This is a genomic window from Pseudomonas sp. FP2254 (genome assembly GCF_030687695.1).
GTDB lineage: Bacteria > Pseudomonadota > Gammaproteobacteria > Pseudomonadales > Pseudomonadaceae > Aquipseudomonas > Aquipseudomonas quebecensis.
Genome location: NZ_CP117444.1, coordinates 4,388,754 through 4,410,236, shown reverse-complemented (window position 1 = coordinate 4,410,236; position 21,483 = coordinate 4,388,754). Strand labels below are relative to the sequence as shown.

Here is a 21,483-nt window from a genome sequence, read left to right as displayed (position 1 = left end):
CGACGATTTGACTTGCCCCCCGATGACGGGGCTTCAGTCACTGGATGGCTTGGCTGACGCACTGCTATCGAGCCAGCCCTTTGTCACCAGCGTTTCTCTCGTGTGTCAGATGCTTTGGCGCAGCCGCGCCAGATCCCGCAGCGGTGGCGCGCCGAACAAGCGGCTGTACTCGCGGCTGAACTGCGATGGGCTTTCATACCCCACCCGATAACCGGCCGCCGACGCTTCCAGCCCTTCGGCAATCATCAGCCTGCGCGCTTCCTGCAGGCGCAGTTGCTTCTGGTACTGCAGCGGGCTCATTGCCGTGATCGCCTTGAAGCGATGGTGCAAGGTCGAGACGCTCAGGTTCACTTCCTTGGCCAAATCATCAATGCGAAGCGGCTGTTCGTAATTGCCGTTGAGCCACTTGATCGCCTGGCTCACCCGATGGCTCTGACTGTTGGCCACGGCAATTTCATACAGCCGATAGCCCTGCGGCCCGCGCAGCAGCCGGTACAGGATCTCGCGATTGATCAGGGGCGCGAGCATGGCGATGTCTTTGGGCGTATCCAGCAAACGTGCCAGGCGCAGCACGGCGTCGAGCAACTGGGTGTCGATACGGTCCACGTACATCCCGCGCGAGATCGGACGCGTGGGCACGCCCATGGGGCCGGCCTCGGCAATCAGCGCTGTGAGCTGCGCCGGGTCGATGTTGATGCGCACCGACAGGTTCGGGTCCTCGGGCGTCGCATCGATGACTCGCCCGGCCACGGGCATCGCCACGGAAAACACTAGATAGTTGAGCGGGTCATAGGCGAAAACTTCGTCGGCCAGGCGCACTTCCTTGCTGCCGTTGGCGAGGATGCACAACGCGGGCTCCACCAGTACCGGCATAAAGTCTCGCGGTGCGTTGTGGCGGTTCAGGTACAACGAAGTGATTGCGGTGCCGTAGGAACCATCTTCCCAGGTATGCCGGTGCACGATGCTGGCCAGTTCAGCACGCTGTTTTTCCATCTCGGCATCGAGGGGGGTGGGCTGATGTTCGGGTGACGACATGGCGCGTCCTCTGCAGGCTGCTGTGATGGGGCCAGCTTAGCGGCGGCTTTTCAAAATGTGTTAGGTCGATTCTGCCCGATCCTTGCCTGATCCTGCGGCCTATCGTCAATCAGGCAAGCGCCGGGCGTGTCACGCGCCTGAAACACGGCGTTTGGGTGTGGAATAAAGCCGCCGGCCCGACGTCCTATCTACGCTTCTCGCAGGATCGTGCAATAAGCCGGCAGGAATCGACTAACCGCGCTCGCACCCGCGCCGTTATCGTTGATCCTGTGGCAACACACCTCCACAGTGCTTGCCGAGCATCACTTCTCAACGGGAGAGTCGAATATGTCCACCCCCATTCCCGCGAGCCATATGGCCTTTATCCGCGCCCGCAGCGGGTGCAGCACCGAACTGGGTGCACGCTTGAGCAGTTTGATCGAACCGGGCCGCCAGGCGCAGGGTTGCCTGCAATTTTCGTTGCAGCATTCCCAGGTCGATCCCGATGTGTGGCTGGTCTCGGGCCTCTGGAGCAGCGAGCAGGCGATGAGCGCCTACTTCAACTCGCCGGCCCTGATGATCTTTACCGAACTGTTGAACGACATGGTCGTGCGCAGCATAGACTTCCAGACCTTCACCGATGCCTGCGCCGTCAATGCCTACGGTGAGTACCTGCAACTGGCCGGTTAATGGTTAGAATGGCCAACTTTTCCATTGGCCAGGACCTGCAACATGGCACGTAAACAATTTGCTCAGCACGAAGCCGTCTCCGCCGTAGTACCGGGTGAAGGGGGCTACAGCGCCGCCGTCGCCGTCAAAGCGCTGGACGGCATGGGCGCCCCGCGGTTTCACAAGATCCTCGATGGGCAGACGTTCAAAACTGCCTCCGATGCCGATGATGCGGCCACCGTGCAGCTTGAGCAGCTTGTGAATGTGGATGAAGAAGGTCAACTGACCTGGGCGAGCGCCACCCGCTGAACAACGGCGCTGATCTGATGTGGAAGGGAGCTCGCCACAAGAACCTCATTTTCTCAGGTTATGTGTAGATACCCATGGCCATCGGGGGCAAGCCCCTCCCACAGTTTGACTGTATTTCAGTCAGGGTTTGCTGGCGCCTGGGCGGTACATCTTGAATAACGCCTCCGGCCCCAACTGGAAGTAATCCGCCGGGCCGCCACCACGCAAAATCGGCTCGGCGGCGGCGGTGTCGTACACGCCGTCCTTGAGCAGCCACTTGGCAATGTGAACGGCGACCACTTCGCCCAGCACCAGCCAGCTTGGCACCAGCGCCTTATCGGCACGTTGCAACTGGATGATTTGCGTCACCTTGCACTCGAACGACACCGGGCTTTCGCCCACCCGCGGTACGCCCACGATTTTCGACGGCACCGGGGTCAGGCCGGACAGCTCGAATTCATTCACGTCCGGCGAGACCGCCGCGCAGCTCTGGTTCATCTGTTCGGCCAACGGGCGGGTGGCCAGGTTCCAGACGAACTCGCCGGTCTGTTCGATGTTGTTCAGGCTGTCTTTGCGTCCGACGCTGGAGAACCCAATGATCGGCGGAACGTAGTTGAACGCGTTGAAGAAACTGTAGGGCGCCAGGTTCAGCCGGCGCTCGTTGTCGTGTGACGAAATCCAACCGATCGGCCGTGGGCCGACGATGGCGTTGAACGGGTCATGGGGCAGGCCGTGGCCGTTGGCCGGTTCGTAGAAGTGGATATCGTCAGGCATGGGCCGGGTTCCTGCTGTGGGGTTCTGGAAGGCAGCCATAGTGCAATCCACAGCGACGAATTTCCATGCGCCGATGGAATTTTCATTCAGCGCCCACCTATTTTTCACAGCGGCCCATTCAGTCTGCGCCTAGGTCGACACCCCTTATAAGACTGAGCCTCGGAGCCTTCAACCGCATGAACAAACTTCCTCAGATCACCCTGGCGTTCTGGGTCATGAAAATCTGCGCAACCACCTTGGGCGAAACCGCCGGTGACTTGCTATCGATGACCCTGAACGTCGGTTACGCCATCAGCTCGATGATTTTGATCAGCGTGTTCCTGGTCACTCTGGTGACGCAACTTTGGTCGAAAACCTACAACCCGGTGCTGTACTGGATCGTGATTTTGTCCACCAGCACTGCCGGCACTACCATGTCCGACTTCATGGATCGCACCCTGGGCTTGGGTTACGCCACCGGGTCGATGATCCTGATTGTGATACTGATGATCATCTTTGCATTGTGGCACCTCAGCGGTGACTCGCTGAACGTGAACAAGGTGCAGACCTTCCGAGGCGAGTTGTTCTATTGGATGGCCATCCTGTTTTCCAACACCCTGGGAACGGCCCTGGGCGATTTCCTGGCGGATGATTCGGGGTTGGGCTTTGCTGGCGGGGCCCTACTGATTGGCTCGACCATCGCGGTGGTGGTGGTGCTCAAGTACTTCACCCAAATCTCTTCGGTGCTGTTGTTCTGGGTAGCATTTGTGTTGACCCGGCCTTTTGGCGCAACCCTGGGCGACTTCTTGACCAAGCCCCACGAAAAGGGCGGATTGGATTTTGGCACCATTGGCTCTTCGGCGGTATTGGCGGCCGTGCTGGTGGTAATGATTGCCGGGGCTTCGTATGCGCAAAGGCGGTATGGACGGGCCGATGTGGCGCAGTTGTCCTGATTCAAAATGTGGGAGGGGCAAGCCCGCTCCCACATTTGTTACTGCATCCAAGCGTTAGTCCGTCGTAATCCGCGAGTGCTTGCGGGTGTCCTTCATGGTCACATAGACCACCAGCGACACCGCGATACACGCGGTCACGTACCAGTAGTATCCGGTTTCCATCCCGATGCTCTTGAACCACAACGCGATGTATTCAGCGGTACCGCCGAAGATCGACACGGTCAGCGCGTACGGCAGGCCGACGCCCAGGGCGCGGATTTCGGTGGGGAACAGTTCGGCTTTGACCACCGCGTTGATCGAGGTGTAGCCGCTGACAATGATCAGCGCCGCCATGATCAGGAAGAACGCGCCCCACCAGGTCTGGATGGTGTGCAAGGTGCTGAGGATCGGCACGGTGAACAGCGTGCCGAGGATGCCGAAGGCGATCAGGATCGGCCGGCGCCCGACCTTGTCCGACAGCCCGCCGACGATAGGTTGCAGGCACATGAACAGAAACAGCGTCGCCGCCGAGATGGTGGTGGAGTCGGAAATGCTCATGCCGACGGTGTTCACCAGGTATTTCTGCATGTAGGTGGTGTAGGTGTAGAACGCCAGGGTGCCGCCCATGGTCAGGCCGACCACGGTCATCAGTTCCTTGGGGTGCCGCAGCAAGGTGCGCATGGCGCTTTCCTTGGCTTTTTCCTTCTTGGTGAACGACTCGGTTTCTTCCATGCCGCGACGCAGGTACAGCGCGACCACGGCACACAGGGCGCCGATGGCGAACGGGATACGCCAGCCCCAGTCGTAGAGTTGCTCGGTGGTGAGCACTTGTTGCAGCACGATCAATACCGCCAGCGCGATGAGCTGGCCGGAGATCAGGGTCACGTACTGGAAGCTGGAGAAGAAACCCCGGCGTTCCTTGGTTGCCATTTCACTCAGGTAGGTGGCCGAGGTGCCGTATTCGCCACCCACCGATAAGCCCTGCAGCAGGCGCGCAAATACCAGCAGGATCGGTGCACCGACACCAATGGTTTCGTAGCCGGGGCTGAGGGCGATGATCAGCGAGCCGAAGCACATCAGCAGTACCGAGGCCATCAGCGCGGCCTTGCGACCTTTGTAGTCTGCATACAAACCCATCAGCCAGCCGCCGATCGGGCGCATCAGGAAGCCCACGGCGAAGATCGCGGCGGTATTGAGTAATTGGGCGGTGGTGTCGCCTTTAGGGAAAAAGGCTTTGGCGAAGTACAGCGAGAAGGCGGCATAGACATACCAGTCATACCACTCGACCATGTTGCCCACCGAGCCGCTGAAGATCGATTTGATCCGGCTGGTGGTGGTGCGTTCTTTGGTCGGCACGGCTGCCGACCCTGCAGGCAGGGTGTTGGAGTTATCCATCGAAGGAACCTTCATCTAGTTGTTTTTATGAAGCCGCGTGAGTGCAGCCTGGCTGGGGCTATAGCAGGAGCTGTGCCAGCGGGATGAAGGCCCGGTCTAGAAGGGTCGCCGGTTTTTTTTGAGCGGATATTCGCCGATGCTTTTCAGGCGATAAGCGGAAATCCGCCTAAGCCGGATGCTGCGCTCAGAGGAACGCTTCTCGGGTCAAGCCGTGGCGCTGCATCTTTTCGTTGAAGGTTCGCCGAGGCAGTTGCAGTTCGGCCAGAACCGCCTTGATATCGCCCTTGTGCCGCGTCAGCGCGGCTTTCAGGCACTGTGCTTCGAATGCTTCCTGCTGCGCCGCCAGGGATTGCCCGGCCTCGATACCTTCCGGCTCCGGTTCGCCCAACCCCAGTACCTGACGTTCGGCGACGTTGGCCAGCTCGCGAACATTGCCCGGCCAGTCATGGCTGAGCAGACGACCCAGCTGCGCACCGCCGAGTGGTTCGACCGTGCGGCCGAGGCGCTCGGCGGCGCTGTGCGCAAAGTGCTCGTAGAGCAGAGGAATATCTTCACGGCGTTCGCGCAGCGGAGGCAGGCGCAGTTGCGCAACGTTCAGGCGATACGCCAGATCTTCACGAAAGCGCCCGGCGCGGGCCTCTTCCAGCAGGTCGGGCTTGGTCGCGGCGATGATGCGCAGATCCACGTGGATGCTCTGGTTGGAACCCAGGCGCTCAAGTTTCTGCTCCTGCAACACCCGCAGCAGCTTGACCTGCTGGGCCAGGGGCATGCTCTCGATTTCATCGAGGAACAGGGTGCCACCATGGGCATACTCCAGTTTGCCGACGCGCTTGCCTTGGGCCCCGGTAAAGGCTCCGCTTTCATGCCCGAACAGCTCGGCCTCGAACAGTTGCTCGGGAATCGCCGCGCAGTTGAGCGCCACAAAGGGCTTTTTTGCCCTCGGCCCAAAATCATGCAGGCAACGGGCGACCAGTTCCTTGCCGCTGCCGGTTTCGCCGCGGATCAGCACATTGACCGGCAGGGCCGCCAGGTCCAGCACCTGGCGGCGCAGGTTCTGCAGCGCGCGCGACATGCCCAGCAAGCTCGACTCCAACTGTGCCCGCTGGCCGGCCTGCTGATGCAGACGGCGGTTCTCCAGGATCAAGCTGCGTTTGTCCAGGGCGCGACGCAGGCTGTTGAGCAGGGCATCGGGGCTGAAGGGCTTTTCGAGGAAGTCGTAGGCACCGTCGCGCATCGCCTCGACAGCCATCGGCACATCACCGTGACCGGTGAGCAGGATCACCGGCAAGTCCGCATCGCGTCGTTGCACTTCGGCCAGCAACTCCAGACCACTGAGCCCTGGCATGCGCACATCGCTCAGGATCACCCCGGCGAAGTCCCTGGGCAGTTGCGCCAGGCATGTCTCGGCGCGGCTGAACAACTGCACGTCGAAGCCTGACAGGCTCAACCATTGCTCCACGGCCGTGCGAATGCTGGCTTCGTCATCGACCACAATTACGGTGTTCAACATGGCTCGGCGGCCTCCAGTGCGATCGGCAGGGTGAGGGTGAACACCGCGCCATCGCCTCGGTTGCCGGCGCTCAGGCGCCCGCCGAGTTCGTGCACGATGGCGTAGGACACTGCCAGCCCCAGGCCCAGCCCGTCGCCCACCGGTTTGGTGGTGAAGAACGGGTCGAATACATTGTTCAGATGCTCTTCGGCAATACCGCCGCCGCTGTCGCTGACCGTCAGTTGCCACAGCTGCTGGTCGGCGTGCAGGCGGATTTCCAGACGCTTGCGCGGCTTATCGGCCATGGCGTCGAGCGCGTTGCGCAGCAGGTTGATCAGCACTTGTTCCAAGCGAATCGCATCGCCGCGCACCCAGGCGGGCCGAGTCAGGTCCAGCACGGTGCCGATGCCTTCATCGCGCAGGCGCGCGTCGAGCAACTGCAGGGATTGATCGACCACGGTGGCCAGGTCCAGGCGTTCGCGCAGGCCGCTGGGGCTTTTGCGCGCGAAGGTCTTGAGATGGCCGGTCAGCGCGGCCATGCGCGTGAGCATATCGTCCAGCGGCGTGAGCGCCTTGTAGGCGTCATCCACGCGACCATGGTCGAGCAGCAGGCGCAGGGTGGCCAGTTGCATGCGCTGGGCCGTCAACGGCTGGTTGATTTCATGAGCCAGGGCTGCCGACATCTGCCCCAGGGCCGCCAGCTTGGCGGACTGCACCAGGCCGTCCTGGGCGGTGCGCAGGGCCTGGGTACGCTCTTCCACCAGGCGCTCCAGCTCTTCGCGGCTGCGCTGGCGCAGGCGGGCCAGACGCCAACGCTGGGTCAGGAACAGCACCAGGAACACCAGCGCCAGCCACGACCCGGCGGCGGCCAGCCCGGCATTGCGTTGATCCTCGAACGCGAGCTGCGGTTTGCGTAACAGGTGCAGGGTCCAGCCTTCGGCCTTCAGCGGCAGGGATTCCCAGATGTAATCGGCGCTGCCATCGGGGCCGCTTACGTGCATCAGGTGACTGTTTTCATCGAAGCGTTGCAGCGGCTGGCTTTCGAGCGGCTGCAGTTGCTTTTTGTCGTATTGGCGGGTGGCCTTGAGTTCGGCAAGGTCGCTGTCCGACAGCGGTCGCAGATTGCGGTAGCGCCAGCCCGGCTGGTTGGCGATAAACACGATGCCGCGCGCGTCGCTGACCAGCAGCAGATCGTCGCCCTGGGCCCATTCGCGCTCAAGCTCGGGGAATTCCAGCTTGACCACCATGGCACCAAGGAACTGCTCGTGTTCATCCAGCACCGCGCTGGAGAGGAAGTAGCCGGGAATCCCCGTGGTCACCCCCACCGCGTAGAAGCGTCCGGTGCCCTGGCTGCGGGTCTGGCTGAAATAAGGTCGGAACGCGTAGTTGTGACCCACATAACTGCTCGGCAGGTTCCAGTTACTGGCCGCCACGGCCAGGCCGGTGTGGTCCATCAGCTCCAGGGTGGATGACTGCGCGGCGTTGTTGATGCGTTCCAGCTTTCGGTTGAGCAGGTCCTGGGTGGCGGCGTCCAGCGGGCCCTTGAGTGCGTTGATCATTTCCGAGTCCAGCGCCAGTACGGCGGGCAGGGCGCGGTAGCGTTCGATCAGGGTATGCAGGGAGTTGGCATACAACGCCAGTTGCTGATTGGCGCGGGCGGCATCGTCCACCAGTGCCTGGCGCTCGGCATGCCGCGTGGCCAGGGCCGCGGCCAGCACCGCACCGGCGATGATCAGCAGGGAATAGAACGTCAGGCGCAGGGGGCGAGGGATCGCGATCATACGGTGATGAACAGGCACGGTAAGGGGAGTGCACCATAGCATGAGCGGTAGAGGTCTTGTGGTGCGCGCGGTGGTTGTAGATAAGCAGGCTCCCCACTGAGAAATGGGCGGGCAATAAAAAAGCGACCGTGCTGATCGCATCGGTCGCTTTTTCTGTCGCTGAGGCAGCGCTTATTGCACTTCTACCGCCAGGCTGTCACTGATCTTTTTCTGCCAGATGGCAGGGCCGGTGATATGCACGGATTCGCCCTGGCTGTCGACCGCCACGGTAACCGGCATGTCTTTGACGTCGAACTCATAGATCGCTTCCATGCCCAGTTCGGCGAAGGCCACCACGCGGGATTTCTTGATGGCTTGGGCGACCAGGTACGCGGCGCCGCCGACGGCCATCAGGTACACGGCCTTGTGGTCTTTGATCGCGTCGATGGCGGTCGGGCCGCGTTCGGACTTACCGATCATGCCCAGCAGGCCGGTCTGCTCGAGGATCTGACGGGTGAATTTGTCCATCCGCGTCGCAGTGGTCGGACCGGCTGGGCCAACCACTTCTTCGCGCACCGGATCAACCGGGCCGACGTAGTAGATGAAGCGACCCTTGAGGTCCACCGGCAGGGTTTCGCCCTTGTTCAGCATCTCGACCATGCGCTTATGCGCCGCATCGCGACCGGTGAGCATTTTGCCGTTGAGCAATACGGTCTCGCCCGGCTTCCAGCTCTGCACTTCTTCCGGGGTCAGGGTGTCGAGGTTGACGCGACGGGCCGAAGGGCCGGCCTCCCAGACGATTTCCGGATAAGCGTCCAACGGTGGCGCTTCCAGCGACGCCGGGCCGGAACCATCGAGCACGAAGTGCGCGTGACGGGTGGCGGCGCAGTTGGGGATCATGCACACCGGCAGCGAGGCCGCGTGCGTCGGGTAATCCATGATCTTCACGTCGAGCACGGTAGTCAGGCCACCCAGGCCCTGAGCGCCGATGCCCAGTTGGTTGACCTTCTCGAACAGCTCCAGACGCATTTCTTCGATACGGTTCTGCGGGCCGCGCTTTTTCAGCTCGTGGATGTCGATGGATTCCATCAACACTTCCTTGGCCATCACCGCGGCTTTCTCGGCGGTGCCGCCGATGCCGATGCCGAGCATGCCCGGCGGGCACCAGCCGGCACCCATGGTCGGAACGGTCTTGAGCACCCAGTCAACGATCGAGTCGGACGGGTTGAGCATGGCCATTTTCGACTTGTTCTCGGAGCCGCCGCCTTTGGCGGCCACATCCACTTCCACGGTGTTACCCGGGACGATGGAGTAGTGGATCACGGCCGGGGTGTTGTCCTTGGTGTTTTTACGCGCACCGGCCGGGTCGGCCAGGATGGAGGCGCGCAGGACGTTTTCCGGCAGGTTGTAGGCGCGACGCACGCCCTCGTTGATCATGTCGTCCAGGCCCATGGTGGCACCGTCCCAACGCACGTCCATGCCCACGCGCACGAACACGGTGACGATACCGGTGTCCTGGCAGATCGGGCGATGACCGGTGGCGCACATGCGCGAGTTGATCAGGATCTGGGCGATGGAGTCACGGGCCGCCGGCGATTCTTCGCGCAGGTAGGCTTCGTGCATGGCCTGGATGAAATCCACGGGATGGTAGTAGGAAATGAATTGCAGGGCGTCGGCAACGCTCTGAATCAGGTCGTCTTGCTTGATCACGGTCATGAGTCGCGCTCCTCTATAAGACGGGAACATTCAATAAAGGTGGCTTCAGTGGGGTGTATCGGTCGGCTGAGGCCACCTTTCCAAGGCACGCCAAGTGGTGCAGGCGCGACGCTAAAAAGGCGCGGCAGTATAACCCGGCGCGGTGGCCGATACACCCGACTATGGTCAAACTGTGCCGGGCGTGATTCCCTGTCTGCGCCTTTTGAGTCGAGATGTTCCATGCCTGAACTGCACGTCGGCGAACGCCACTGGTCGGTACCCACCGGCAGCAATTTGTTGGATGCCTTGAATCAGGCCGGTGTGACCGTGCCCTACAGCTGCAGGGCGGGCAGTTGCCATGCATGCCTGGTGCGTTGCCACGGCGAGGTTGACGATCAGCAGCCCGATGCCCTCAGCCCGGTGCAACGCCAGGATGGCTGGCGCCTGGCTTGCCAGTGCCGGTTGCGCGGGGACGTGCGGGTCGAGACGTTCGATCCGCTGCGCGATGGCTCGCCTGCCCAGGTGGTGGGAGCCGATTGGCTGACGTCGGCGGTGCTGCGTTTGCGCCTGCAACCCCAGCGCACTCTGCGTTATCGCGCCGGGCAGCACCTGGTGCTGTGGGCCGGGGAGGTGGCACGTCCGTATTCCCTGGCGAGCCTGCCGCAGGAGGACGCGTTCCTGGAGTTTCATCTCGATTGCCGCCAGCCCGGGCAATTCAGCGATATCGCCCGGCGGTTGCAGGTCGGGGATCGCCTGTGTCTCGGCGAATTGCGCGGTGGCGCGTTGCACTATGATCCTGACTGGCAAACCCGACCGCTGTGGCTGCTGGCCTCGGGCACCGGTCTAGGCCCCTTATGGGGCGTGATGCGCGAGGCGCTGCGTCAGGATCACCACGGCGCCATACGCCTGATTCATCTGGCCCATGACGCTGAAGGCCATTATCTGGCTGAACCGCTGGCGGTGCTGGCCGCCCATCACCCGCAGCTGACCGTGGAGCTGTGGACTGCGGCTGAGTTGACCCAGGCATTGGCGCAACTGCGGCTTGTTTCCCGGCAAACCCTGGCCTTACTCTGCGGGCATCCGGCCAGTGTCGAGGCATTCTCCAAGCGTCTGTTCCTGGCCGGACTGCCGCGCAATCAACTGCTGGCGGATGTGTTTGTGCCCCATGGTTGAGCGCTGAACACCACAGCCGCGAGAATCGCCATGACCGACGCCATCCTCCAGCACCGCGAAGCCAGGGTGCTGACCCTGCAACTCAATCGCCCGGACAAGAAGAACGCGTTGACGCGCGCCATGTACAGCCACTTGGCCCAGGCGTTGGAGCAGGCCGATGCGGACCCAAACATCCATGCGGTGCTGATCCAGGGCAGCAGCGAGTGTTTTACCGCCGGCAACGACATCGGCGACTTTCTCCAACAGCCACCCAGTGACCTCGACAGTCCGCCGTTTCACTTTATGAAAAGCCTGCTCAACTGCCGCAAACCGGTGATCGCCGCCGTGGCCGGCGTGGCAGTGGGCATCGGTACAACCCTGCTGTTGCACTGCGATCTGGTGTACGTCAGTCGTGATGCGCGACTGCGCATGCCATTTGTCAATCTTGGGCTGTGCCCGGAGTTCGGCTCCAGCCTGATCCTGCCACGTTTGCTGGGGCACGCCAAAGCCGCCGAATTACTTCTGTTGGGCGAAGGGTTTACCGGCGAACAGGCGGCTGCATGGGGCATCGCTACTGAAGCGTTGGGCAGTGGTGAGGCGACGTTGGCCAAAGCCAGGCAAGTCGCTGAGCGTTTTGACGCGTTGGCGCCGGGTGCGGTGCAGGTCACCAAGCAACTGATGAAGAGCGTGGATCGCGAGCAGTTGCGCCAGGTAATAGAGGAGGAGGGCGCGCTGTTTACCCAGCGGCTGAGGTCGCCGGAGGCAATCGCCGCATTATCGGCGTTCATTGCTCGGCGCTGAAAGCGAGCAAGGCCCATTCCCCCACGGAAAGCAAAAAGCCCTGTCACTTGCATGACAGGGCTTTTGTTTCAGCAATCGATCACTCAGACCATTGGGTCGCCAACGTGCAGGATCTTCATGCCGTTGGTGCCACCGATGGTGTGGTAGCTGTCGCCCTTGGTCAGGATGACCCAGTCGCCTTTCTCCACGACGCCGCGCTTGAGCAGTTCGTCGATGGCCGCCTGGCTGACCTCATGGGGCGGCAACGACGCCGGGTCGAACGGTACGGTGTAGACGCCACGGAACATGGCGGCGCGAGCCTGGGTTTCGCGGTGCGGGGAGAACGCGTAGATCGGCACCGACGAACGGATACGCGACATGATCAACGGCGTGTAGCCACTTTCGGTCAGGGCGATGATCGCTTTCACGCCCGGGAAGTGGTTGGCGGTGTACATCGCGGCCAGGGCGATGCTCTGGTCGCAGCTTTCGAACACTTTGCCGATGCGGTGACTGGAGGTCTTGCTGGTCGGGTGCTTTTCGGCACCGACACAGATACGCGCCATGGCCTGTACGGCTTCCAGCGGGTAAGGGCCGGCGGCGCTTTCAGCCGACAGCATTACGGCGTCGGTGTAGTCCAATACGGCGTTGGCCACGTCGGACACTTCGGCGCGGGTCGGCATCGGGTTTTGAATCATCGACTCCATCATCTGGGTCGCGACGATCACGGCTTTGTTGTGGCGGCGCGCGTGCAGGATGATTTTCTTCTGGATGCCGATCAGTTCGGCATCGCCGATTTCAACGCCCAGGTCGCCACGGGCAACCATGACCGCATCGGAAGCCTTGATCAGGCCATCGAGGGTTTCGTCGTCGGCCACGGCCTCGGCGCGCTCGATCTTCGCCACCAGCCAGGCGGTGCCGCCGGCCTCGTCGCGCAGCTTACGGGCGTATTCCATATCGGCGGCGTCGCGCGGGAAGGACACCGCGAGGTAGTCCACTTCCATTTCGGCGGCGAGCTTGATGTCAGCCTTGTCTTTTTCAGTCAGGGCCGGTGCTGTCAGGCCACCGCCACGGCGGTTGATGCCTTTGTGGTCGGACAGCGGGCCGCCGATGGTCACGGTGCAGATCAGCTCGGTGCCGGTGGCGGTGTCGACGCGCATGACCACGCGGCCGTCGTCCAGTAGCAGTTCATCGCCGACGCCGCAGTCCTTGACCAGGTCCGGGTAGTCGATACCTACCACTTGCTGGTTGCCTTCAGTCAGCGGGTGGCTGGTGGAGAACGTAAACGTGTCGCCGATTTTCAGCTCGATCCGCTTGTTGGCGAATTTGGCGATGCGGATTTTCGGGCCTTGCAGGTCACCCAGCAATGCCACGAAGCGACCGTGCTTGGCAGCCAGGTCACGCACCAGCTTGGCGCGAGCCTTGTGCTCGTCGGGGGTGCCGTGGGAGAAGTTCAGACGGGCGACGTCCAAACCAGCCAGAATCAGCTGTTCGAGGACTTCCGGCGAATTGCTGGCCGGGCCAAGGGTGGCGACGATTTTGGTACGACGGACGGACATGCACAGACTCCTGAGTTCAAGCGCTGAGGAAGGCTACTATGCTCTTTCGTTGTAGTCATTGTTCGTTTGCACTACTTATCGACGATTCAGTTGTTCTGGCCGCAGCCGAAAAGACGAACAGCCTTGAAGATTTTCGACGAGGGGTCGATACACTGCACAAGACAGGAGAACCCTCATGCGAATTTTGCTCGTTGCCGCCCTGGCCGTCAGTGTTGTCGGCTGCACCCGCTGGTCGATGGACCACCATTTGAACAACGCCTACCGCGCCTACGGCGTGGGTGATTGCCAGCGCGTTACCCTGGAGTTGTCCCAAGTGGACCGCGAGAGCCGCAGCCGTCGCTATGTGCAACCCGAGGTCTCTATGCTGCGCGGGCAGTGCCTGGAACGGCAGAAACTGTTTGTCGACGCGGTGCAAACCTATCAGTTCATCATTACCCAATACCCGTCGAGCGAATACGCCTACCGTGCCCGCGCACGCCTGGACACGCTGCAGCAACTGGGTCACTACCGCGACGCAAGCGCTGCCCAGCCGCGTCCCGCGTCACTGTGAAAATATTTGCCATTTCATAACTGGCCCGTTGCCAGTCTTGGGCTATTCTTTGAATGTTCGTTTGTATAAGTTTCTATTCAATCGAATGCGAGGCCCGGGCTCGGCGGCGGTCTAGTGACATTCCAGGAGGTTGTCATTCCGAGGCCCAGGGAGAGCGAGCGCTATTGCTCGTTCCGAATCACTGGCACGGCCTGAGTCATGGCCACTGGATGGCGATTTCACCATGTTTACTGACCGGCGGATCGAGCGGCATCAATTACCAAGTTTCCTGCAAGTGTTTAATCGTTTGACCGATAAACCCATCGGGTTTCTGGGCAATGCTTCGGAAGACGGACTGATGTTAATCAGCCTGTTGCCAATGATGGTTGACGCGAATTTCGAGTTGCGCGTAAAGATCCCCAGCGCTGATGGGGATTTTCATGCCATTGACCTGACGGCGACTTGTCTGTGGAGTCATGAAGACATCAACCCGCAGCATTACGATTCCGGGTTCCGAGTGATTTCAGCGTCGGAGGAATATGCGCAGTTGATCAGCGTTTTGGTGCATTACTTCAGCTTTGATCCCCTGCAGGCATCGGTCTAAGCCTGCAGGTCACCCCACGGCAGGAGCATTGCCGCGCCTGCCGTGGTTGTTTCTGGCGCTCAAAAGACGCCGGCTTTTTTCCACCCCAGATAGCGTGTCACCAACGCCGCGCCCATTTGCGAAGGCAGGGTATCCAATACTGACAGACCATGAGCGTTCAGGCGGTCATGCAATTCGTCGCGGGTATTGAGGTAATCAACCGTGCCACTGTAGGCCAGGGCTTCCTGCAGGGTTTGCACGGGAGATTGGCGCAGTTGATCCAGTACCTCCTCGCGCAGGCTGGCCACCAGTACCCTGTGCTGGCGGTTGATACGCTTGACCGCAGCCAACAGCGCCTCGTCGTCTTCGTCACGCAGGTTGGTCACTACAATCACCAATGCCCGACGTTTTTGCCGCGCCAGCAATTGGCTGGCCGCGGCCTGGTAGTCGGCGGTTCGTCGAGTTGTGTCCAGGTCGTACACAGTGTTGAGCAACACATTCAACTGGCTGCTGCCCTTGACAGGCGCCAGGTAGCGCGGTTGCTCACCAGCGAAGGTGCACAACCCCACCGCATCACCCTGGCGCAATGCCACATAGCTGAGCAGCAGGCAGGCGTTGAGCGCGTGGTCGAAATGAGACAATTCATCATCCTGGCTGCGCATGCGTCGGCCGCAATCGAGCATGAACACGATCTGCTGGTCGCGCTCGTCCTGGTACTCCCGGGCGATAGGCGTGCGTTGCCGTGCAGTGGCTTTCCAGTCGATCTGCCGCAGGCTGTCGCCGTCGCGAAATTCACGCAACTGATGAAACTCCAGCCCCAAGCCTCGTCGCTGACGTTGGCGAACCCCCAGTTGGCTCAGCCAGTTATCCACACCCAGCAACTGAGCCCCGTACAGACGAGCGAAGTCCGGATAGACGCGGGTGGCATCTCGCGGTTCGACAAAACGCCTTGCCGACCACAGTCCCAACGGGCTGGGCAGGTGAATTTCGCAGCGGCTGAAATCGAAATGCCCGCGGCGCAATGGGCGCAGGCGATACCCCAGCTCACTGCGCGCCCCGGGGCGCAGCTCGACGGTCTGAGGCATATTGTCCGCGCTCAGGCCATCGGGAACGTGATCGAATACCTGCACCGTCAACGGTTGTGGAAAATCGTGCTCCAGGGTGAGGCGTACTTCGCCCCAGCGTCCCAGCGCCAGGCTGCCGGGCATCTGCCGCTGCACGCGGGGCGTAGGGCGGCGGCGCAGGCGCAGGGCGTCCAGCAGCGCCAGCAGCATCAGTGCCAGGAGCAGGCCCCAGGCCACTGACTGTACGGCGTCGGGCACCTTGAACCGCAACGCCGTGGCGGCGCCCAGCAGAATGCCGAGCCCCAGCAATATGCCCAGCCAAGTTAACAGCAGACGGGTCGGTTTCATGGGCGATTCATTGCCGCGGAGCCGAGATCTGGTCGAGCATCTGCTTGAGTACCTGGTCGACCTCCAGCCCATCGATGTCCAGCTCGGGGGCGATTCGTACACGGTGGCGAAGGACCGCCAGGGCACACCCCTTGATGTCATCCGGGGTGACGAACGCACCTGCGCGCAACAAGGCGCGGGCGCGGGCGCCCCGTACCAGTGCGATGGACGCGCGTGGGCCGGCACCGATGGCCAATCCTGGCCAGCTGCGAGTGGCACGCGCCAGGCGCACGGCGTAGTCGAGCACTTGCTCGTCCAGGGGCAGTTCGCTGGCGATCTGTTGCAGTTGCAGCACATCCTCGGCCTGCAGCACGGTGCGCAGTGGTTGCACATCCAGCATGTCGGCGCGTGACGAGCGAGTGACTTCGCGCACCATTTCCAGTTCCTGCCGGGCGTCGGGGTAGTCCATGCGCACCTTGAGCATGAAGCGGTCCAGTTCGGCTTCCGGCAGCGGGTAGGTGCCTTCCTGTTCGATAGGGTTCTGGGTGGCCAGTACCATGAACGGCTGGCCGATGGGCAGCGCTTCGCCTTCAAGTGTCACTTGTCGCTCCTGCATGGCTTCGAGCAGGGCCGCCTGGGTCTTGGCCGGGGCGCGGTTGATTTCGTCAGCCAGTAACAGATGGGTGAAGACCGGGCCCTTGCGCAGCTTGAACTGTTCGGTATGCAGGTCATACACGGCGTGACCGGTGACGTCGCTGGGCATCAGATCCGGGGTGAACTGGATGCGTGCGAAATCGCCGTCGAAGCAGCGCGCCAATGCCCGCACCAGCAAGGTCTTGCCCAGGCCGGGCACGCCTTCGAGCAAGACGTGGCCACCGGCGATCAGGGCGGTGAGGACATCATCAATGACCTGATCCTGCCCAATGACGGCCTTGCGCAGTTCAGCGCGCAAGGCTTGGGCCTGCTGGCTGGCGCGTTGCAGGGTTTCGCCGGTCAGGGCAGTGGCGCTTTGAAATTCGCTCATAGTGCATTCCTGAGGGTTTGCAGGCATGCCACCTGCCGGCTGAAGTCGGCGCTGGATAGCCGTTTCTGCGGGAGTGGGCCGAGGGCCTGGCTGATGACGTGAGAGGGTTGATGCGTCAGATGCTCGAGCACCTGCCATTGTTCTGCTGTGTCGAGGTGTTCGAAGCCGGGATGGCGACGCCTGGCGGCGCGCAGGATATCGCGCTGCAGCGCGTGCAGCAGCGTGCCCTGGCCGCTGTGGCGCAGCAGGAAGTCGGCGCTGGCTTTCAAGTGTTCCTGCAGTTGCCGTCGAGCCTTGGGCGCAGGTGCCTGGATCGGGCCCTGGCGCATGCCGGCGTGCCATAGTGCCAGCGCGATCAGGGCGATAAGCGCGACTATCGCCTGGGGAAAATAGCGCAACAGCAGGCTGAACAGATCATCCACGTCACTGCTGAACAACAGCGTCACGCCGGTACCCTGGGTCAGGTACCACAGCAGCCAGGCATTGTCGTGCTTGCCGATATCGCGGTTCTTCCACAGCTCGCTGTCGGTTATCACCGTCACTCGGCCTTGCCCGAGGTTGAGTTGCATCAGGTGACTTGACCTGGCGCTGTTGGCCGAGAATTGCGCCAGGTGCTGCGGGTCGGTGAGGTTGAAGTCGGTGTCGAAGCTGAAATAGGCCGGAGCGGTTTCATTGTCGACATATAGCCTGGTCAGGTCCGGTGTTTTCTTCTTGCGGGCGGGCGCGGGCTCTGCGGATTCGTCGCTCAACGCTTGGTGGATTGCCAGGCGGTCGAGTAACAGGTCGCCACTTTTACCGGCCTCTTCATCCCATAGCGCCTCCGCCACCACCAGCAGATGGCCGCCGGACTTGGCCCAGTCCAGCAGTTGCGCCACCTGGCGTGGCGACATGTTGCTACGTTCATTGAACAGCAGCAGGCTAGTGCCCTGGGGTGGCAACGTGGCCACGCGGTCGAGGCTGAAGGCGTGCTCCACCGCCAGGCCTTGCAGGCGCAGAAACTGCTCGGCCGCCAGATAAGGGTTGGCCTGGGCCTCGGGGGAGGGCCCATGGTCTACCACTTCTTCGTAAGGGATTGCTTTGCTCCAGACGAAGAATCCACACGCTGTGAGCAAAGACACCAGCAATAGCCCAGCCCATGCCAAGGGTCGGTTCATGGGGCGCTCCCTGAGCTGAACAGGGCACGCCAGTCGCCACATAATTTCTGCTGGGCCGAGGCTGGCGGAAGGGTGTGGCCGTAGGCAAGGTTTTGCCAATGCCGGGTCAGTTCATCACTGAAGGCCAGCAGTTGCGGTTGCGCCAGTTGATGAACGCGTTCAAGAACCTGACCTTCGGTATCGGCGCTTTTAAGCGGCAGATTGAAGTCATGCAGCAACCGGCTCAGCAGCCCTCGGTACAGCAGGCCAAGAGCTTCCCGGGGCTGGGTGGCCCAGAGCTGTTCGGCGGTGCTGGCAATATCTGCCGGCAAGGTCTGCGTGCCCAATTCCAGCCCGAACAATTGCGTGGGCGCCGGTTGGATGGCCTTGGGGCGAGCGGGGGGACGCCGGCTGACAAAGGTGCGCAGCCAGTCCCGATAGCGCCATGCAAGCAGGGCCAGCCCGCCGATCAAAAGCCCCCATAACAGGACTTCCAGGCCTTGGGCGATGTGCTTGAAGGTATTGCTGTTGAGGTTGTCCAACAGCGCCTGCAGCCACGCCGGCAGCTTGCTGTCGCCGCGAGCCTTGCTCTTTACAGCGGGTTTTTCCTCGCCAAATCGATAACGGGTAACGGTCTCCGGGTTTTTGAACGGAGGCTTGTCCAGCAGCGCTTTGATCGATTGGCTTGCGCCCTGCGTACTCAGCGGCTTGGGCTGATCGGCCATGGCGGGCCGATTGACGGGCAGCACAGTCAGCCCCACAACCAGTATCAACAGCGTCGCCACCGTACTCAGGCGTTGGCGCAGGCGGCGGAATACCAGTTCCAGGTCCCAGGCCTCCAGCACGGTACGACGATTGAGGTAAAGGCTGAAACCACAGGCCACGTAGATGGGCTCCCAGAACACCAGGATCAGGGCATAAAACGCATTGCTCAGGTGCTCCAGCCACAGCCCTTCGGACTGGCTCGCCAGTACCAGGCGCTGCCAGTCCCACCCTTGCTCGACGTTCTGCGGAATAAAGAGATAGAACAGCGCCATGCAACCGAACCACAGCCCGATTTCCAGGTGTACTCCGACGGTCGTCAACCAGCGTGCGGCGCCCGCGTCGCGTTGTTGCAGCACGCCCAGGCGCTTTTGCCGCGCCTGCCCATCCAGGCCTTCCAACTGGCTCACCGGCATGACGAAGCTGCGGCTGAGGCTGAGCCGGCGCCAGGTCAGGCTTGCCAGCAGTTGACCCTTGAGCAGACGCGGCCACTGGCGTACGGCTTGCTTGAGGCTGGGCACCTCCCCGAACAGTGCCTTGGACAAGATATACAAAGGCAATCGATCAAAGGCAGGCTTTAACCACCAGAACACGCATACGGCAACGGACGGATACTTCCACAGCGCGGCACTGAGCAGGATGAACGCCGGCAGCGTGACCAGTGCCCAACTGAGGGTCAGCAGTCGGCGGTGTTCCCTGGCCATGAGTACGCCAAGGTCCATGGCTTCCCAGGCCGTACGGGGGCGGATTGCCACGCTGGCATCACTCAGGCGCATGGGGTGTCCTTCCGGCAAACGTCAGGTACGCCGCCACCAGCAGCCAGAGTACTGCGCCCACCAGGTATTTGACCCATGCAGCGATGACCGTGGTGGAAGACCAGTAGGCTTCGATAAACGCTGCGATCAGCAGGAAAACCATCACACCGCACAAAAGTTGCACACTTTTATGCGCCGCACGCCTCAGGGACTCGCCACGCGTCAACTGCCCCGGGGAGATCAACGCCCAGCCCAGTTGCAAGCCAGCGGCACCGGCAAGGGCAATGGCTGTCAGCTCGAACGCTCCGTGGCCGATGACGAATGACCAGAAAGTTTGCCCGTAGCCGATTTCGGTCAGGTGCCCGGATACCGCACCGATGATCAACCCGTTGAAAATCAGGAAGAACACGCTGCCCAGGCCGAACAGCAAACCGGCGGCGAATGTCTGGAAGGCGATGCCGATGTTATGCATCACGTAATAGCCGAACATCATCCAGTCTTCACTCGATGCGCGTTCGGCGGCGCGTCCCAGGCGGCTGGCGTCGGGGTCGTACATGGCCTGCATCTCGGCCACCTGCTGGGGGCTCACGATGCTGTAGATCAGTTCGGGAAAAAGGTAGACCAGCAACGCAATGCCCAACAGGCTGCCGAAGAACAGCAGGCTGGCGACCGCTGCGAACCGCCATTGCTCCCGCACCAGGCGTGGAAAACCGGCCAGGATGAAACCCAATACGTTCGCCGCCAGTTGGCTGCGATGGCGATAAAGTTGCTGGTGGCCGCGCAGGGCCAGTTGTTGCAATGGGTCTACCAGGTAACTGCTGTAGCCGCGTTCCTGTGCCAGCGCCAGATGCTGGCAAAGACGCCGGTATTGATGGGGGAAGTCAGCAACATCATCGGCCTTGGCCGTGCCTTGTTCCAGCTGCCTGAGCTGTTCGGCAAAGGCTTGCCATTCGGGCTGGTGACGGCTTTCGAACTGGCTCTGCTTCATGTTGGCCCCAGCAGGCCGCGGGCCAGACCGTTGAGTTGTTGAGCCGCGCGGGCAGGGGAGACTTGCAAGGGAGCCGCCAGGATTGCCGCCAGTTCATGCACGCGCTCCGTGGACAATTCGCCCTGGCGTTCGGCGAAACCCAGGATGGCGCGCTGTTCGCTCAGGTCCAGTGCAAAAGGCAAGCGCAGGGCCGCCGCCTGAGGAACCTGGGGGCGTGCGAGGGGGCGTTCGCGGTAGACCACGAGCGTACCGGCGGCAAGGTCGCCCAGGCGTTTGAAATGGGGATGCTGCAGGCAACTGATGGCACCGAGAAAGTAGCCGAAAGGGAGCATATCGACAAAGCGCAGCAGGTTGCGGATCAGTGAGGACGACCAGCCGATCGGCGTGCCGTCGTCCTGCACCACGCGCAACCCCATGACCTGTTTGCCCGGTGAGCAGCCTTGGTTGAGTACTTCGAACAACACCATGTACCACCAACTGACCAGGAACAGCAGCAGCGCGCCAAGGCCTAGACCAACGTTGCCCAGCAGCGCCAGCGGTGCCATGAGCACGCCCATGATGATGGCGCGGGCCAACAGGTCGAACGCGAAGGCCAGTACCCGTGGCACCAGGCCAGCGGGACGCAGCGGCAGGTCGATGCCCTCAGGAGTTTCGATCTGATAGCGGGTATCCAATGGGGCTGATGGCATCGCGATCCTTGGCAGTGCGGAACGGCTGGAAGACACGGATGCTAGCAGTGTCGGCGCTGGAAGCAACCATTGAAGATTTTGCTGGATATTTGTACAGGTGATTTGGCGCTGGCCCCGGATGCCGTTCCGCGCCTAGACTTTGCCGA

General features: G+C 61.8%; 20 protein-coding genes. 7 read left to right on the top strand and 13 right to left on the bottom strand.

Annotated features, from left to right (window positions below; translation table 11 throughout):
- Positions 1–105: 105 nt before the first annotated feature.
- Positions 106–1,035, bottom strand: coding sequence for an AraC family transcriptional regulator (locus PSH94_RS20315; protein ID WP_305435626.1), 930 nt, complete (start codon positions 1,033–1,035; stop codon positions 106–108).
- A gap of 327 nt (positions 1,036–1,362) precedes the next feature.
- Here PSH94_RS20315 and PSH94_RS20310 point away from each other — a divergent pair, with 327 nt between their 5' ends.
- A complete protein-coding gene (locus PSH94_RS20310) occupies positions 1,363–1,704 on the top strand; it encodes a putative quinol monooxygenase (protein WP_181078988.1) in 342 nt (113 codons plus the stop codon).
- Between the two features lie 42 nt (positions 1,705–1,746).
- Positions 1,747–1,992: a hypothetical protein gene (locus tag PSH94_RS20305; RefSeq protein WP_253509185.1), complete on the top strand. Its 246-nt coding sequence runs from the start codon at positions 1,747–1,749 to the stop codon at positions 1,990–1,992.
- Between the two features lie 120 nt (positions 1,993–2,112).
- On the opposite strand, the gene PSH94_RS20300 is transcribed toward PSH94_RS20305, so the two are convergent.
- Positions 2,113–2,745 carry a flavin reductase family protein gene (locus PSH94_RS20300; protein WP_305435625.1) on the bottom strand — a complete coding sequence of 211 codons (633 nt, stop codon included), beginning with the start codon at positions 2,743–2,745 and terminating at the stop codon, positions 2,113–2,115.
- A 176-nt stretch (positions 2,746–2,921) separates the two neighbouring features.
- Between PSH94_RS20300 and PSH94_RS20295 the strand changes: the two genes are divergently transcribed.
- Positions 2,922–3,677, top strand: coding sequence for a hypothetical protein (locus PSH94_RS20295; protein ID WP_285428716.1), 756 nt, complete (start codon positions 2,922–2,924; stop codon positions 3,675–3,677).
- A gap of 54 nt (positions 3,678–3,731) precedes the next feature.
- Here PSH94_RS20295 and PSH94_RS20290 read toward each other — a convergent pair whose 3' ends face one another.
- From PSH94_RS20290 to PSH94_RS20275, 4 genes are all read right to left on the bottom strand, one after another.
- Positions 3,732–5,051: an MFS transporter gene (locus PSH94_RS20290; protein WP_181078997.1), complete on the bottom strand. Its 1,320-nt coding sequence runs from the start codon at positions 5,049–5,051 to the stop codon at positions 3,732–3,734.
- 184 nt (positions 5,052–5,235) lie between these two features.
- Positions 5,236–6,561, bottom strand: coding sequence for a sigma-54 dependent transcriptional regulator (locus PSH94_RS20285; RefSeq protein WP_305435624.1), 1,326 nt, complete (start codon positions 6,559–6,561; stop codon positions 5,236–5,238).
- Positions 6,555–8,321, bottom strand: coding sequence for an ATP-binding protein (locus PSH94_RS20280; protein ID WP_181079001.1), 1,767 nt, complete (start codon positions 8,319–8,321; stop codon positions 6,555–6,557). Before PSH94_RS20280 ends, PSH94_RS20285 begins: the two co-directional genes overlap by 7 nt.
- A 171-nt stretch (positions 8,322–8,492) precedes the next feature.
- The gene (locus PSH94_RS20275) at positions 8,493–10,016 is read right to left on the bottom strand and encodes a fumarate hydratase (protein ID WP_266246562.1); all 1,524 of its coding nucleotides are present in this window, start codon (positions 10,014–10,016) and stop codon (positions 8,493–8,495) included.
- Between the two features lie 219 nt (positions 10,017–10,235).
- Between PSH94_RS20275 and PSH94_RS20270 the strand changes: the two genes are divergently transcribed.
- On the top strand, positions 10,236–11,168 hold the full coding sequence (locus PSH94_RS20270) for an iron-sulfur-binding ferredoxin reductase (RefSeq protein ID WP_266246560.1): 933 nt from the start codon (positions 10,236–10,238) through the stop codon (positions 11,166–11,168).
- 30 nt (positions 11,169–11,198) lie between these two features.
- A complete protein-coding gene (locus PSH94_RS20265; protein WP_181079007.1) occupies positions 11,199–11,948 on the top strand; it encodes an enoyl-CoA hydratase-related protein in 750 nt (249 codons plus the stop codon).
- Positions 11,949–12,031: 83 nt separating this feature from the next.
- On the opposite strand, the gene pyk is transcribed toward PSH94_RS20265, so the two are convergent.
- Positions 12,032–13,483: a pyruvate kinase gene (gene pyk, locus PSH94_RS20260; protein ID WP_181079009.1), complete on the bottom strand. Its 1,452-nt coding sequence runs from the start codon at positions 13,481–13,483 to the stop codon at positions 12,032–12,034.
- A gap of 175 nt (positions 13,484–13,658) precedes the next feature.
- Here pyk and PSH94_RS20255 point away from each other — a divergent pair, with 175 nt between their 5' ends.
- Positions 13,659–14,033, top strand: a complete 375-nt coding sequence (locus tag PSH94_RS20255; protein ID WP_305435623.1) for a tol-pal system YbgF family protein — start codon at positions 13,659–13,661, stop codon at positions 14,031–14,033.
- A gap of 223 nt (positions 14,034–14,256) precedes the next feature.
- Entirely contained in the window at positions 14,257–14,616 is a 360-nt protein-coding gene (locus tag PSH94_RS20250) for a PilZ domain-containing protein (RefSeq protein WP_181079013.1), read from the top strand.
- Between the two features lie 59 nt (positions 14,617–14,675).
- On the opposite strand, the gene PSH94_RS20245 is transcribed toward PSH94_RS20250, so the two are convergent.
- From PSH94_RS20245 to PSH94_RS20220, 6 genes are read right to left on the bottom strand one after another with little or no spacing between them, the layout of a single operon-like run.
- On the bottom strand, positions 14,676–16,007 hold the full coding sequence (locus PSH94_RS20245; RefSeq protein ID WP_305435622.1) for a DUF58 domain-containing protein: 1,332 nt from the start codon (positions 16,005–16,007) through the stop codon (positions 14,676–14,678).
- A gap of 7 nt (positions 16,008–16,014) precedes the next feature.
- Positions 16,015–17,010: a MoxR family ATPase gene (locus PSH94_RS20240; RefSeq protein WP_181079017.1), complete on the bottom strand. Its 996-nt coding sequence runs from the start codon at positions 17,008–17,010 to the stop codon at positions 16,015–16,017.
- Positions 17,007–18,164, bottom strand: a complete 1,158-nt coding sequence (locus PSH94_RS20235) for a DUF4350 domain-containing protein (RefSeq protein WP_253509173.1) — start codon at positions 18,162–18,164, stop codon at positions 17,007–17,009. Before PSH94_RS20235 ends, PSH94_RS20240 begins: the two co-directional genes overlap by 4 nt.
- Entirely contained in the window at positions 18,161–19,681 is a 1,521-nt protein-coding gene (locus PSH94_RS20230) for a DUF4129 domain-containing protein (RefSeq protein ID WP_305435621.1), read from the bottom strand. Before PSH94_RS20230 ends, PSH94_RS20235 begins: the two co-directional genes overlap by 4 nt.
- Entirely contained in the window at positions 19,668–20,648 is a 981-nt protein-coding gene (locus tag PSH94_RS20225; RefSeq protein ID WP_181079023.1) for a stage II sporulation protein M, read from the bottom strand. The genes PSH94_RS20230 and PSH94_RS20225 overlap by 14 nt, the downstream gene beginning before the upstream one ends.
- Positions 20,645–21,337, bottom strand: a complete 693-nt coding sequence (locus PSH94_RS20220; protein ID WP_181079025.1) for an RDD family protein — start codon at positions 21,335–21,337, stop codon at positions 20,645–20,647. The genes PSH94_RS20225 and PSH94_RS20220 overlap by 4 nt, the downstream gene beginning before the upstream one ends.
- Between the last annotated feature and the right edge of the window lie 146 nt (positions 21,338–21,483).